18 protein-coding genes and 1 tRNA gene are annotated in these 14005 nt (G+C 50.3%); 18 read left to right on the plus strand and 1 reads right to left on the minus strand.

Going from position 1 to position 14005, the window contains the following annotated elements:
* From E1757_RS05565 to E1757_RS05620, 12 genes are all read left to right on the plus strand, one after another.
* Complete coding sequence (locus E1757_RS05565) at window positions 1-189, plus strand: capping complex subunit for YIEGIA (RefSeq protein ID WP_133225867.1); 189 nt, start codon at window positions 1-3, stop codon at window positions 187-189.
* A 112-nt stretch (window positions 190-301) separates the two neighbouring features.
* The gene (der, locus tag E1757_RS05570; RefSeq protein WP_133225868.1) at window positions 302-1624 is read left to right on the plus strand and encodes a ribosome biogenesis GTPase Der; all 1323 of its coding nucleotides are present in this window, start codon (window positions 302-304) and stop codon (window positions 1622-1624) included.
* Between the two features lie 9 nt (window positions 1625-1633).
* On the plus strand, window positions 1634-2242 hold the full coding sequence (plsY, locus tag E1757_RS05575; protein WP_165972010.1) for a glycerol-3-phosphate 1-O-acyltransferase PlsY: 609 nt from the start codon (window positions 1634-1636) through the stop codon (window positions 2240-2242).
* A gap of 50 nt (window positions 2243-2292) precedes the next feature.
* Complete coding sequence (locus tag E1757_RS05580) at window positions 2293-3336, plus strand: NAD(P)H-dependent glycerol-3-phosphate dehydrogenase (protein ID WP_133225869.1); 1044 nt, start codon at window positions 2293-2295, stop codon at window positions 3334-3336.
* Window positions 3337-3446: 110 nt separating this feature from the next.
* Entirely contained in the window at window positions 3447-3707 is a 261-nt protein-coding gene (locus E1757_RS05585) for a stage VI sporulation protein F (protein WP_425464825.1), read from the plus strand.
* A gap of 109 nt (window positions 3708-3816) precedes the next feature.
* Window positions 3817-3996 carry a DUF2768 family protein gene (locus E1757_RS05590; protein ID WP_133225871.1) on the plus strand — a complete coding sequence of 60 codons (180 nt, stop codon included), beginning with the start codon at window positions 3817-3819 and terminating at the stop codon, window positions 3994-3996.
* Between the two features lie 45 nt (window positions 3997-4041).
* Complete coding sequence (locus tag E1757_RS05595; RefSeq protein WP_133225872.1) at window positions 4042-4335, plus strand: 2Fe-2S iron-sulfur cluster-binding protein; 294 nt, start codon at window positions 4042-4044, stop codon at window positions 4333-4335.
* A gap of 48 nt (window positions 4336-4383) precedes the next feature.
* Window positions 4384-5001, plus strand: a complete 618-nt coding sequence (locus E1757_RS05600; RefSeq protein ID WP_246079034.1) for a nucleotidyltransferase domain-containing protein — start codon at window positions 4384-4386, stop codon at window positions 4999-5001.
* A 117-nt stretch (window positions 5002-5118) separates the two neighbouring features.
* The gene (locus tag E1757_RS05605) at window positions 5119-5463 is read left to right on the plus strand and encodes a 2Fe-2S iron-sulfur cluster-binding protein (RefSeq protein ID WP_133225873.1); all 345 of its coding nucleotides are present in this window, start codon (window positions 5119-5121) and stop codon (window positions 5461-5463) included.
* Window positions 5463-6200, plus strand: a complete 738-nt coding sequence (locus tag E1757_RS05610) for a hypothetical protein (RefSeq protein ID WP_181956615.1) — start codon at window positions 5463-5465, stop codon at window positions 6198-6200. Before E1757_RS05605 ends, E1757_RS05610 begins: the two co-directional genes overlap by 1 nt.
* 262 nt (window positions 6201-6462) lie before the next feature.
* A complete protein-coding gene (gene spoIVA, locus E1757_RS05615) occupies window positions 6463-7941 on the plus strand; it encodes a stage IV sporulation protein A (RefSeq protein ID WP_133225874.1) in 1479 nt (492 codons plus the stop codon).
* A 176-nt stretch (window positions 7942-8117) separates the two neighbouring features.
* Window positions 8118-8390 (plus strand): HU family DNA-binding protein, encoded by a 273-nt coding sequence (locus E1757_RS05620; protein WP_133225875.1) that lies wholly within the window; start codon window positions 8118-8120, stop codon window positions 8388-8390.
* Between the two features lie 388 nt (window positions 8391-8778).
* On the opposite strand, the gene E1757_RS36890 is transcribed toward E1757_RS05620, so the two are convergent.
* A complete protein-coding gene (locus E1757_RS36890) occupies window positions 8779-9273 on the minus strand; it encodes a CBO0543 family protein (RefSeq protein WP_281282480.1) in 495 nt (164 codons plus the stop codon).
* Between the two features lie 860 nt (window positions 9274-10133).
* Here E1757_RS36890 and E1757_RS05630 point away from each other — a divergent pair.
* The 6 genes from E1757_RS05630 to E1757_RS05655 all read left to right on the plus strand — a co-directional run bounded on the left by E1757_RS05630 (window position 10134) and on the right by E1757_RS05655 (window position 13996).
* A tRNA-Pro gene (locus tag E1757_RS05630) sits at window positions 10134-10210 on the plus strand.
* 163 nt (window positions 10211-10373) lie between these two features.
* Complete coding sequence (locus E1757_RS05635; protein WP_246079035.1) at window positions 10374-11297, plus strand: phosphatase PAP2 family protein; 924 nt, start codon at window positions 10374-10376, stop codon at window positions 11295-11297.
* Window positions 11298-11455: 158 nt separating this feature from the next.
* Complete coding sequence (mtrB, locus tag E1757_RS05640; protein ID WP_133225877.1) at window positions 11456-11689, plus strand: trp RNA-binding attenuation protein MtrB; 234 nt, start codon at window positions 11456-11458, stop codon at window positions 11687-11689.
* 93 nt (window positions 11690-11782) lie between these two features.
* On the plus strand, window positions 11783-12313 hold the full coding sequence (locus tag E1757_RS05645; protein ID WP_133225878.1) for a hypothetical protein: 531 nt from the start codon (window positions 11783-11785) through the stop codon (window positions 12311-12313).
* 89 nt (window positions 12314-12402) lie between these two features.
* Window positions 12403-13266, plus strand: a complete 864-nt coding sequence (locus tag E1757_RS05650) for a heptaprenyl diphosphate synthase component 1 (protein ID WP_133225879.1) — start codon at window positions 12403-12405, stop codon at window positions 13264-13266.
* 10 nt (window positions 13267-13276) lie between these two features.
* Window positions 13277-13996, plus strand: coding sequence for a demethylmenaquinone methyltransferase (locus E1757_RS05655; protein ID WP_133226586.1), 720 nt, complete (start codon window positions 13277-13279; stop codon window positions 13994-13996).
* The last annotated feature ends 9 nt before the right edge of the window (window positions 13997-14005 follow it).

A 14005-nucleotide genomic window follows, 5' to 3' on the forward strand; every position in this document is an offset into this window, starting at 1 on the left:
ATGGGGAAAATCGTTGCCATTGTGACAGCAGTCGGGAATCAGGTAGCCGGCGGCGCGCCGATCTTTATTGTCGGCAGTCCGGAGGAGCAGCAGAAGGTCGCGTTCAAACTGGAAAAAATTTTGGATGCATCCGCGCATGATTTGCAGAACGGCACATTCGTCCTGGTGGATCACAAAGATCATTCGTAAGCAGGACCGGCAAAGGGATTTCGTTGATTTAGTCGGAGGCAAGTGCTATGATGTAGATTGTGAAATTTTGCTTGTTGCGCATTTGCTGCAGCCACGAAAGGAATGAAGTTTTATGTCAAGGCCCGTTGTAGCAATCGTCGGCCGACCTAATGTGGGGAAATCAACGATTTTCAACCGCATCATTGGGGACAGGCTTGCCATCGTAGAAGATATGCCAGGGGTAACCCGGGACCGATTATATGGAAGAGGCGAATGGCTGGATCATCAGTTCAGCGTGATCGATACCGGAGGTATCGAAATTGACGGGGACGACGAGATGCTCAAGTCGATTCGCGTACAAGCGGAGCTGGCAATTGAAGAAGCCGATGTCATTGTGTTCATGGTCGATGGCAAGGCCGGCGTCACTCCGGCGGATTCGGAGGTCGCCGAGCTGTTGTTCCGCTCCAAAAAACCGGTCGTACTGGCCGTAAATAAAATCGACAATATTAGACGGACCGACGATATTTATGAGTTTTACAGCCTCGGCTTCGGTACGCCGTACGGTATTTCCGGTTCGCACGGGACGGGAATCGGTGATTTGCTGGATGAAGTGGTCGAGCATTTCCCTTCCTCCAAGGAGGATGAATACGGCGAGGAAGTCATCCGCGTCGCATTGATCGGGCGGCCCAACGTCGGCAAGTCTTCACTTGTCAACACGATTTTGGGTGAAGAACGGGTCATTGTCAGCAATGTGGCCGGCACGACGCGGGATGCGATCGATACGCCGTTTGAAAAGGACGGTCAAAAGTATGTCGTCATCGATACGGCCGGCATGCGCAAGCGCGGGAAAGTATATGAAAATACGGAGAAATACAGCGTCATGCGGGCGATGAAAGCGATTGAACGCGCCGATGTCGTCCTGGTGCTGATCAATGGAGAAGAGGGCATTATCGAGCAGGATAAGCATATTGCGGGATATGCCCATGAAGCGGGTAAAGCGGCTGTTTTCGTTGTCAATAAATGGGATGTCGTCGAAAAGGACGAAAAAACGATGCAGCAGTTTACTCAAAAAATCCGCGATCATTTCCTGTTCATGACCTATGCGCCGATCCTGTTCCTGTCGGCGAAGACGAAGCAGCGTGTCCATAAGCTGCTGCCCGTGGTCAACCAGGTGGCCGAGCAGCACGCGCTGCGAATCCAGACTCACGTATTGAACGACGTCATTTCCGATGCGGTAGCGATCAATCCGCCTCCGACCGATAAGGGCCGGCGTCTCCGGATCAATTATGCGACTCAGGTTTCGGTGAAGCCGCCCACCTTCGTGTTCTTTGTCAACGATCCGGAGCTGATGCATTTTTCGTATGAGCGTTATTTGGAAAATAAAGTGCGCGCCGCCTTTGGCTTCGAGGGAACGCCCATCAGGTTCTTTACAAGAAAAAAATCGGATGATGAATAGGAGAGATGACTGGTGTGGTTCGTCATACCGATTGTGATCGCGTACTTGCTCGGCTCGGTCAGCTTTAGTTTTTTGGCGGGCAAGCTGTTGAAAGGTATCGATATCCGCAACCACGGCAGCGGCAATGCCGGCGCAACGAATACAATGAGGGTCCTTGGCGTAGGACCCGGTATTGCCGTCCTGCTGCTGGACGCGATGAAAGGCATTATCGCCGTGCTGCTCGGCCGCTGGCTGGGCGACGGCGGTGCGCTGCTGCTCGTGCTCTGCGGCGTCGCGGCGATCGTAGGCCATAATTGGCCGGTTTATTTCGGCTTCCGCGGAGGAAAAGGGATTGCCACAACGATCGGCGTGATGCTGACTTTGGCCCCGCTGCCCGCCGTTTTCGCAGGTATCGTCTGCATTTTGGCTATTGCCGCAACACGTTACGTTTCGCTCGGATCGCTGCTGTTTACAGCACTTTTACCTATTTTCGTATGGTTCATGCACTTTCCGGTCGAAGTTTTTTGCTTCAGCCTGGTCGTCTTCGCATTTGCCTGGTTTCGCCACCGTTCCAACATTATAAGACTCGTGCAGGGAAATGAAAACAGACTCGGCTCGAGAAAAAATAACTCCGGTTGACCGGCCGGTAACGATGTCCGATCAACCGTTGGCTCAAGGAGACAGCGCATATGACCGATAAAGTATCCGTTCTTGTCGCAGGAAGCTGGGGGACGGCCATCGCCTCCGTATTGGCGGAAAATCAGCACGACGTTATGCTGTGGACACGCAGTGAGCGGCAGGCTGCGGAAATTAACGTCGAGCATCGCAATCGCCGGTTTCTTGGAGACGTCGAGCTGCCGCCGCACGTCCGCGCTACGGCCTCGATGGAGGAGGCGCTGCGGGACGCAAGCGCCGTAATCGTCGTGGCCCCATCCGCCGCCATGCGCGAGGTGGCGAGGCAGATGCGCCCTTTTTTGCAAAAGGATACGGTGCTGGTGCATGCGACGAAAGGCTTCGAGACGGCGGGCTTGCGCCGCATGAGCACGGTTTTGGCCGAAGAGCTGCCGCATTATGACGCGGACTCGATTGTCGTACTGTCGGGACCGAGTCATGCGGAGGAAGTCATCACCCAATGTCCGACGACGGTGGTCGTGGCCTCTGCCGATCCGCAAGCCGCGGAGAAGGCGCAGGATTTGCTGATCAATACATATTTTCGCGTGTATACGAATCCGGATATGATCGGCGTCGAGGTTGGCGGCGCATTGAAAAACATCATTGCGCTGGGTGCGGGATTAAGCGACGGGCTCGGCTTCGGCGACAATGCCAAAGCGGCGCTGCTGACCCGGGGATTGGCCGAGATATCGCGTTTGGGTACGGCGATGGGCGGCAATCCGCTAACCTTTTCCGGCCTGGCGGGCGTCGGGGACCTCGTCGTAACCTGTACGAGCAAGCACAGCCGCAATTGGCGCGCCGGCTACATGCTGGCCCAGGGAAACTCGCTGGAAACGGTGCTGGAGCAGATGGGCATGGTGGTCGAAGGAGTCAGAACGACACAAGCCGCCTGCATCCTTTCGCAAAAGTACGATATTTCGATGCCCATTGCGGATGAACTGTATGCCGTTCTTTTTGAAGGAAAATCGCCCCGGACAGCGGTTGAAGACTTGATGGGACGGGGGCGCACCCATGAAATCGAGGAAGTGGCCAAGCAGGTTCAAACAAAGTGGTTCGGTTAGACGGCCGCCTACACGGATCGTCACTCCTGTACATAAACTATCTTAGATTCATACTCTGCGAATGCGGAAGTATGGGGTTAAGGAGGGACAGGACAGTGGCAAATAAAAATATGCCCAAGGACGTGCTCAACGTCGTCAAGAAAAAAACCGGTAAGACAGTCAACGAGAAAGATATATATAAATTGGCGAGCGGGGTTAAGCCGTCAACCGTTCAAAGCGATGCGCAGCTCAAGCAGTTGATTAAGCAGGTATCCAGCCTGGTGAATGTACCGGTCTCCGAATCGACCATGAAAGAACTCATATCGGCAATCAAATCCAGCAAAATGGATGCATCCAGCGTGGAGCAGCTGATGAAAATGATTAAAAAATAGACGGTTTTGTGGCATAGGCTTCCCGGAAGGGCGCTTATGCTTTTTTTGTGTTATAATCAAGTTTGTTTAACCGACTTTCGGAAACTTTTACGGTTAGGGGCATGATGTAATGAGTTCCATGGATAAAATGTGGGCGTCGTTTATCGCAATCGGACTGATGGTCGGAGCATCGCTGCTGATCTCTTTTGCGCGCGCCAAAACGACCGGATTTCTCAGGCTTGTGCTATCAACGGTCGCTTTTCTTCTGTTTGTGCCTATTTTGCTGTATATGCTAGTCTCTCTATTATAACGGGTCTCACGTAACGATTTAATTGCCGAAGGAGTACAGCCGACCATGATCACGTTAAAAGGAAGAAAGGTACATAAAGAAGTTCCCGCCGAATCCAAGCTTACTTTGCTGGATTTGGCTCTTAAGCATGATGTCGATTGGGGCTTTTCCTGCACGCGCGGCACTTGTGCCCGCTGCCGCTGTCTCGTAACCGAAGGCCGGCTGTTGCTGAATGAGCCGACGGATGCCGAGCTTGATCGCCTGGAGCCGGAAGAGCTCGAGGAAGGCTTCAGGCTTGGCTGTCAGGCGTCAGTGCGGCAGGAAGGTCCGGTTACGGTCGTTCATAAGCCATATTTTTAGAAACGGTTTTTACTTTCGGGGGCTTGCTTGGAAAGGGGGATTTTCTGCTTGCCATCAACGTTGGATCATTTGGAAAACGCGCTCAGGCAGGTTCAGCTGCGTCTGCGCGGCGTCGATAAACCGTGGCTCGTTGGCGGCAGCTGCGGACTGCTGCTTCACGGCGTTCCGCTTCAAGCGCCCCCGCGCGATTTGGATTTGTATGCGGACGACGAAAGCGCGTCCGAGCTGCACCGGGCGCTGTCGGGTTATGCCGTGGACGAACAGACGGAGGATCGTTCGGGAATGTACCGCTCGATCCTTAGCCATTACAGCATCGAAGATATAAAGGTAGAGTTGGTATGCGGGTTCGAAGTAACGGCTCATGAAAGCGTCTATCGCGTAGAAGCCGGCTATTTGGTCCAATCGCAGCCGATTGCGATCCGCACCGGTGGTGTCATGGAGCCTGAGACGGAATCCGACGTTTCGCTGCCCCCCTTAAAGCTGATGCCGCTCGAGCATGAGCTGCTGTTCAACGTGCTGAGGGACCGGCCTGACCGGTACGAGGCGATCGCAGGCGTCATGCGCAGCCGCAGCAAAGGGATGACACCGTTTATGCGCGAGCTGATGCGGAGAAACCGTTTGGGCAAGCAGGTGAAGGCCCGATTAAAAAGGCTGCTGCAGCCATAAACGAACAAGCAGAGCTGAAATACGGTATACTAACAGTAGAGCGGGCGGGATCGCATCGGAGCGTTGTATGCGCGCACCCGCCGTTGTCTCCGAATGCATAAAGGAGTTAAACAGGCGATGGGAGTTCATATCACGTTCATGCCGAACGGCAAAACGATCGAGGTACGTCCGGGAACAACGATTTTGGACGCTTCCCGCAGGGTCAGAGTACAAATCCGCACGCGCTGCGGAGGGAATGCCTCTTGTTTGATGTGTAAAGTGTTGGTGCCGGCCCCGTCGGCTGCCGGACTGACCCCCTTGAACCAGAACGAACGACTGAAGCTGGGCGGTCTGCAGGAGCAGGGCTACCGGCTGGCTTGTCAGGCGAAGGTGATTGGGAATGTTACGGTCACGCTTCCGGAGGACCCGCTGAAAGCGGCGGTCCGCAAGCAGTTGGAAATGCAGCGGGAGGATGAATCATAATGAATCGAGCAAGACAGACGGCCGTCGCAGCCGCATTTATGCTGCTGTGCGCACTGTTGGCGGGCTGCATGTATCCGAATGAGATGCGCAAAGAAAATCAGGTGGCAACCGGGGAGTACGTTGTCGTCGTGCAAAATGCGGTCGAGCAGTTCCATGCGAAAACGTCCGTTCTCCCTATTAAAAACAGTACGGAGTCTACTCCGCTTTACGAGAAATACCCGATCGACTTTAAAAAGCTGAAGGAACGCGCATTGCTGAGCAATGTTCCGGCCAACGCGTTCGAAAACGGCGGGACGGCGATCTATGTGCTGGTCGATCCGGAGACGAAGCCGACTGTCAAAATGATGGATCTCGTTTCCTATCAGCAGGCCGTCGAGGTGCAAAGATTTGTAGATGAATACAAGTCGAAGAACGGCGGTAAGCTGCCTAAAGGCGAGCAGGTTGCGCCTTCTTTTACGAGGATCGATTATGCGGCCATGAACAAAAAGCCGGTTCAGGTACAGAGTGTGTATACAAGGCAGGTCAATCTTCCATTCGTGATGAGCGAATCCGGGCAGATAGGGATCGATTATTCCGAAGAGCTGATGCGGTTAATCGATAAAAAATCGCTGAAAAGCAATCTTGACGCCAAACAAGATTTAAGAGAGTTGCTGGTCAAAGAATCATTTTACGTGCCGGCGCGTTCTTTTGCCTACAGCTGGCAAAACGGGCAGCCGATGCCGGTTGACAAGCCGTAAAACCCGAACTATCCAGGCCTCCGGATGCCCCAAGGGCGTTCCCGGAGGTTTTTTTGCGTTTCCGGCATATCCCATCGCCGGTTTTCATATATTCACTTAGAGATCATGCTTCGGCTTGGGCTAAGGGCCGTTTCGGGCAAGAAGTGAGTAAAAATAAAAATAGAGAATAATCATCATAATTCTTCTGCTAGTACATATATTTTTACTAGTCCGAAAGCATAGTACGAGTTTCGTCTTAAACAACCTGTAGGAGGGATTCTCATTGGAAAAAGTAGATATCTTTAAGGACATTGCAGAGCGAACAGGCGGGGATATTTATCTGGGGGTCGTTGGAGCGGTCCGTACGGGAAAATCAACGTTTATCAAACGCTTTATGGAATCGATCGTGCTGCCGAACATTCAGAACGAAGCCGACCGTATCCGGGCGACGGATGAACTGCCGCAAAGCGCTGCGGGCCGCACTATCATGACGACGGAGCCGAAATTCGTACCGAACACGGCGGTTCAACTGCACGTGGCTGAAGGACTGAATGTAAACGTTCGGTTAGTCGATTGCGTAGGCTATGTCGTTGACGGCGCCAAAGGCTATGAGGATGAGAACGGCCCCCGCATGATCAATACGCCCTGGTTCGACGAAGCGATTCCGTTCCAGGAAGCTGCCGAAATCGGCACGCGCAAAGTCATTCAAGAGCATGCCACATTAGGCGTCGTCATTACGACCGACGGTACGATAGCAGAAATCCCGCGGTCCTCTTATGTAGATGCGGAAGCCCGCATCATTAACGAGCTGAAGGAAGTCGGCAAGCCGTTTATCGTCATCGTGAACTCGACGAAGCCGAACGGCGAAATCGCACAAGAGCTGCGCAGCGAGCTGCAATCGCAGCATGATGTGCCGGTTGTTGCGATGAGCGTCGCCAACATGAACGAGGACGATATGACCTCGGTGCTGCGGGAGGTGCTCTACGAATTCCCGGTTCACGAAGTGAACGTCAATCTGCCAAGCTGGGTCATGGTGCTCGAGGATACCCACTGGCTCCGTTCCCACTTTGAAAATTCGGTTCGCGAAACGGTGCAGGATATTCGCAGATTACGCGACGTTGACCGCGTCGTCAGCCATTTTGAAGAATATGAATTTATTGATAGAGCTGCATTGGCCGGCATGAACATGGGTCAGGGCGTTGCAGAAATCGATTTGTATGCTCCCGATGAGCTGTATGACCGCATCCTGATGGAAGTCGTCGGCGTGGAGATCCGCGGCAAGGATCACCTGCTGCAGCTGATGCAGGATTTCACGCATGCCAAGCGCGAATACGATCATTTTGCCGAAGCGCTGGAAATGGTCAAAACGACCGGCTACGGCATTGCGCCGCCAACCTTGGAGGAAATGGCGCTCGATGAGCCCGAGCTGATCCGGCAGGGCTCCAGATTCGGAGTGAGGCTGAAAGCTACCGCCCCTTCGATCCACATGATCCGCGTCGATGTCGAATCGGAGTTTTCACCGATTATCGGGACCGAGAAGCAGAGCGAAGAGCTCGTCCGCTATTTGATGCAGGACTTTGAAGATAATCCGCTTAAAATATGGGAATCCGATATTTTCGGCAGATCGCTGCACTCCATCGTACGCGAGGGAATTCAAGGAAAACTGGCGATGATGCCGGACAATGCCCGTTACAAGCTGCAGGAAACGCTGGGCCGAATTATTAATGAAGGCTCGGGAGGCCTAATTGCCATTATATTATAAGAAATCCGCTAAAAATGCACTCCTTTGGGTGCATTTTTATTGTTTGTACTTGAAAAAGCGACCTGGGTGTATTAATATATTCTTGTTTGTTCGATTTTCCTTGATTTGTATGTATATTTTTAAACTTTTCAGTAAACAAAGGGTAATAACAGATATTGTGGGGGGAGGTGAATGGCATGAATAAATCTGAATTGATTAATAAAGTCGCAGAAACCTCGGAGCTTTCCAAGAAGGATGCAACGAAAGCAGTCGAAGCTGTTTTTGAAGCAATTTCCGAAGCTTTGCAAGGCGGCGACAAAGTACAGCTGGTTGGATTCGGAAACTTTGAAGTTCGTGAACGTTCCGCTCGTAAAGGACGTAACCCGCAAACTGGCGAAGAGATCGATATCCCTTCCAGCAAAATTCCGGCTTTCAAGCCCGGTAAAGCTTTGAGAGACGGTATTCAGTAATAACCTCGTTTTTCTACATACCCGTGCTACATTCCCAAACACCCGAGCCGATTCCCGGTTTGGGTGTTTTTGCGATAATTGTATATATGGACGCTTGATTTAGTGACAGCGCTGCTTTGAATGTTATCAGAACGGTTTGAAAGCCGTTTTCAGGTCGCTTCATCATGAAGACCACCATCTGCCTTTCTGCTATTGTAACGGGCTTGTGACAGTCGCCTGCACGCCCTGCTTAACGCTGGAATAGGACGCGCCTTTTGTTCGGTAGTTTTTTACTTTGGAATAATGGATTAGAAAGAATGGGGGAGACGTTTCAAGATGGTTTGGATCGGAGATGGTTGCTTTGATATCGAGGTGGATATTTGAGGATTACTGTGGACAGTTTTTCAGCTCAGATCTTGACTTTGAATACAATCATCAGGAAGACAACCGAAACAAGCGATACAAGCAGCGCTTTCTTCACGTTTCTATGGTGGGTTTTGATCACGTAGAACATGGCAAAGTAAAAACCAATGGACCAAAAAATATTCCATCCATAATGATAAGTTATGTAGCCGGACAGGAACCACAAATATTCGAGTGCGGAAAAACCGGCAATCCACCCGAGGTAGTAATAAATTTGCTTCATTGTATGAGCCGGCAGGAAGTGCAGGTACAGAACGGTAGTAGCAGGCAAAAGAACGAAACAATTAAACAAGTCTATAGTACTGTGATTTAACAAGAAATCGGGATGATACGACCAGGTTAGATGATCGCGGCACAACTGGTTATATAGAAGATTGCAGAAAGAGACAAAAACTATCGATGCATAGTATGCTTTCCATTTCTTATATGCTCCGGAAAAAATGGCAGCTAATAAGAAAGCCGCGTTAGTAGCCAGTATCATGAAATGTTCGCTCCTTATACGATTCAATCGAATGCCGCGGCGACTTCAAGCAAATAAATTTCAAGCTGTCGAATGGGATTTAAGGTTCGGCGAGAAAGATCAAATAGGGCAAGTTACTTTGTTGTTCTGCGAAGATAATGAAGATGCCATCTCAGATACATTACTCCTAAAGTATAAATCGGAACGGAATAGATTAACTTCCAGCCTTTATATACAAGGTATCCCGTAATTGTTGACAGCCACTCGAAAACAATAGACAGGCATACAACTGCGATGAGATAAATTGCGAAGTTTCTTGTTCTTTTTGGGAGGAAATTGACGATCAAAATTCCAGCAGCCGGAACCAGTGATGCTTCAAGTATGAGGTCGATTACCGTTAAATTGGGTTTTACGAAGTCGTAAAGATCCAATATATAGCCAAAAAATAAATCAATATAGATCGTCAAGGCAGCCATTATAAACCAGGTGAAATATATATCGCTCTTGGACAGACGCTTCGGTGAGAAAAGGATTGCAACAATAAATATAACTGCTGAAACATAGGCGAATATGTAGCCAATTTGCATAGGGCACCTACTTAGACCATTAATGATAAAAGTATGATCTTATTCGAGCGCTTTTAAACAGCGGCAGCTGATCGGGGTGAACGCCCGCAATCGCTGTCAGCCTTGCAGCGGGCGCTGTCTGTTTCTACTACTATAATACGGCGTGTCTAAGCTTAAACAGTGTGCGCAGCAGTATTGCAGGGGCCCGCGCCTGTGTGATATAATACGATTCGCCGGCACATAACGTCTCGCTGCATGAATGTGAAGCTGCCGCTTCCGGCAATCGTTTGCGAGCGTAGGGCACCGATTTTATAACGGGGTATGGCGCAGCCTGGTAGCGCGCACCCTTGGGGTGGGTGAGGTCGCACGTTCGAATCGTGTTACTCCGACCATGAGAAAGACATCGTCGAATCGGTGTCTTTTTCTTTTGAATTAGGATTTTGGCAGGCAAGCTGCACATGTAAAAATTTGATGAAGCATGCTGCCGGCTTTTTTGCTATACTGAATTGACTGAAATTGCAAGCATCGTGACATCGCTAGAGGGGGAACAAAAGAGTGGGAGTTAAGGCAAAAGCCTGGATCGGATCGCTGGATTGGACCATGTATGGCATTATCGCATCCATTTACTTGATTTGGCGGATCGGGACAGCCGGAGGTTGGAGTCCAGCTTGCTGGATATTATTATTAGTGTGCCTGTTAGGTGTCAGAAGGGATCAAATTGACGTAGATTGGAAACGTTTTTTTTTGTTTGGCATCCCGATGCTGTACGTATTTTATTATTTTTACGGCTCCGGTAACGGGCTGTGGTGGAAAATCGCCAACTGGATGTTTGAAAATAACCGCCATCCATGGAATTGGGACGCGATGATGAACAGCATTCCGCTCAACAGCGCAGGGTGGGCCAGAGCATTCCACCATCCTTATTTGGACCGCGCCATGGTATGGATATATAATTACGGCTTCGTGCTTTCCCTATGGATTTGTATCGTCCGCAGCTTCTGGACCAGAAGTATGAAAAAAATGCTGTCATACGCATTATCCGGACATTTGATGCAATTTCCGTTAATTTTGCCGTTCTATAACCTCATTTTGCTGCGCGAGGTATGGTGGGTAAAGGGACAGCCGGATTTGCTCGGCCGCCACTTTGCGACGGAGAACGATCTGCTGGTTAGCGTAATGAACTGCTTCCCGAGCATGCATACCTCCATTTCGTTCGCGATGCTGCTTTTGGCATTAAGAGAGAAGGATCGGATTTTCAAATATATGATGGTGGCTTACTGTGCGTCCATTATTTTCTCTACGATGTATCTGCAAATTCACTGGGTGCTCGACGTTGTTGCCGGCATGGCGTTTGCATACGGCACGGTCAAGCTGGCCGATCTGGTCATCCACCTGGCATCCAAGCTGCTGCCGAACAAATTCAAAGGATTTTACGGCAAACGGGAGCAGACTTATACGAATGAATCGATGGTCGCCTAACGGGCGGCCTCTTTTCTTTTAAAAACGGCTGGCAGCTTGAATTGAAAAACTTCGACCGGGTGCTTTTCTCATTGCTTTGTCAGGTTAAAGGTTGACATCCCCTCCGTTTTTCTGCATCATACAAGTAAGCGACATTTGACGGGAAGGACGTAGAGAATATGGATGCCAACACAAATCAATCGCAGGGCGACTATTTTGTGATCAAGGCCAAGGAAAACGGGGTTCAGGTCATCGGACTGACGCGCGGCCAGGATACAAGATTTCATCATACCGAGAAGCTGGATAAGGGTGAAGTGATGATCGCTCAATTTACGGCGCACACGTCGGCGGTAAAGGTTCGGGGCAAAGCATTGGTCATGACCAAGTATGGTGTAATGGATACGGAGGAATAATTTTTCAGTTTTCGCAGGCATAGCCTGCTTTTTTTCGTTGTACAATGATAGGGACACGGTTTTCGGTCAAGTACATGAGGAGGATTTGATCCGATGAAATGGTTGTCCCGGCTTCTTGTCACCTTGCTATTGTCTACCGGCGTTGCTTTGGCATTGTCGCTGCTGCCGAAAATGGAAAACGGATGGAATTCGCCGGTGTTCCGCTCGGTCAAGGCACAGCCCGTATCGGAGAACAACATCGTGGATGTGATGAGCAAAATGCCGCTCCACCTGCGTATCCGGAAAGTCGAAGTGAATCACGCAATTGTTTCGGTCGACCTGTTGGCTTCGCCGGCTTCGGAAAAAGACGATATCGTTCAGGATATGTACGAAATTCCGCGCACTTTTTTCAGCCGCTCGACGAATATCAATCAAGTGCTGATCCGGGTCATGGACAGCCCGACGGCCGGCAACGGGGCGACGGCAACGCTCTTGCTGGCGACGGATGCAAGACGCGAGAAATGGCTCCCAAGCGAGACGGTCTTTATGCCGCTGAGCATCGAGGAGATGGAGCAATACCTGCAATCCCATTTCAGGATGACGTATACGACCAAATGGAAGAACCGGTTTGATATAAAAAGTTGATCCTTTTATTATGCGTCGAAGCTTCGACTATGCTATAATAATTTGGATTAGGATAAAAGCGATTCTTTGTACTTGTTCGGAGGCTAAATATGAGTGGTTATCGAATCCCGGAGATGGCGAGAAAATATATAGAATACGACATGATTCAAAAGCATACGGAATTACCGCATTTTCCTGAATTTCGTACGCGGCTTCTATATACATTTTTGAGCAGACACAGCACATTATCGAGCTACAGCGAGCTATTCAGTTTGGTCACGTCATTGGTTCAGATGGGCCTTGACACCCATGACATGGTCAGCATTACGAACCAGGCCAAGGAAATGAAGGCGGCAAGATCCAGGCAGTTGAAAGTGCTGGCAGGCGATTATTTTAGCGGACGGTTCTACTATTTGCTCTCCCATGCCGGCCATATCGATCTGATCGGGATTATTTCCCAAGCAATTTGCGAAGCCAACCGGTTGAAAATTAATTTTTACCAATTAATGAAGCAGTTGAAATTAACGGCGGATGATTACATAAAGCAGACAGTTGAGGTTCGCACCCAACTGTATTTATCGTTTGCCGGCTTTATGGAGGAATCGGTGCACAGCTTATGGCCGGAGGTGCTTAGGCTGTTCACGCAATGTGAGGTTCTGCTGCAGGAAATTACAAAATCCGAGAAAGCCCAGCAGCTTCGCGACAGCTGGGGGTACTGGCATATTATGCAGCAGGCGTCGAAGGAAGAGCGCAGGCATATGCAGGCGGAAGAACTCGATCCCGGCAAGCTGCGGAGCATATGGCTGAAATATAAGGTGACGGTACAGCTGTATCAAATGCTGGACTCATGCATGAATCAGCTTCAAGACAAGCTGCATTCGCTGGACTCCAAAGAGCTGGGGAGAGAGCTTCTATCGATCGGGGAGCCTATTGCCCGCTACCTATCGACACCTAAAGCGCTGGAAGAAATTTGAGGTGATGACCATGCAATCCAAATCCAAGGAAGAATTCGTTCACTCCGTATTTGAAAGCATCGCGCCCAAGTATGATTTAATGAACGATATACTCAGCTTTCGCAGGCATAAAGCCTGGAGAGATTTTACGATGCGCAAAATGGACGTACAGCCGGGAAGTGCGGCGATAGACCTGTGCTGCGGCACCTGCGACTGGACGATCAGTCTTGCCGAGCATAGCGGCACCGGCGGGGTTGTCGGCCTCGACTTCAGCCAAAACATGCTGGATTACGGCGCCACGAAGATTCGCGAGCGGGGCCTCGATAAGCAGATCGAGCTGGTGAGAGGCAACGCGATGCAGCTGCCTTATAAGGATAACACCTTCGATTATGCCACCATCGGCTTCGCACTGCGGAATGTGCCCGATCTGGTCAAAGTGATCGAAGAAATGCAGCGGGTCGTCAAGCCGGGCGGGATGGTGGTATCTCTGGAATTGTCCAAGCCTACTTGGCAGCCGTTCAAAAGCCTTTATTATTTTTATTTTCAACATATATTACCGCTGCTCGGTAAATTGATAGCCAAGCGCTACGAGCAGTACAAGTGGCTGCCTGAATCATTGATTCATTTTCCTGATCATAAGAAATTAGCAGACATATTCAGAAAAACAGGGCTGACCCATGTACAAGCTTATCCGCTTACTGGAGGCATAGCAGCACTTCATATCGGCATCAAGAAGCAGGAAGCGGAATAAAGACGAGGG

The sequence above is a fragment of the Paenibacillus piri genome, assembly GCF_004354045.1.
In the GTDB taxonomy this organism is placed as follows: Bacteria; Bacillota; Bacilli; order Paenibacillales; family NBRC-103111; genus Paenibacillus_S; species Paenibacillus_S piri.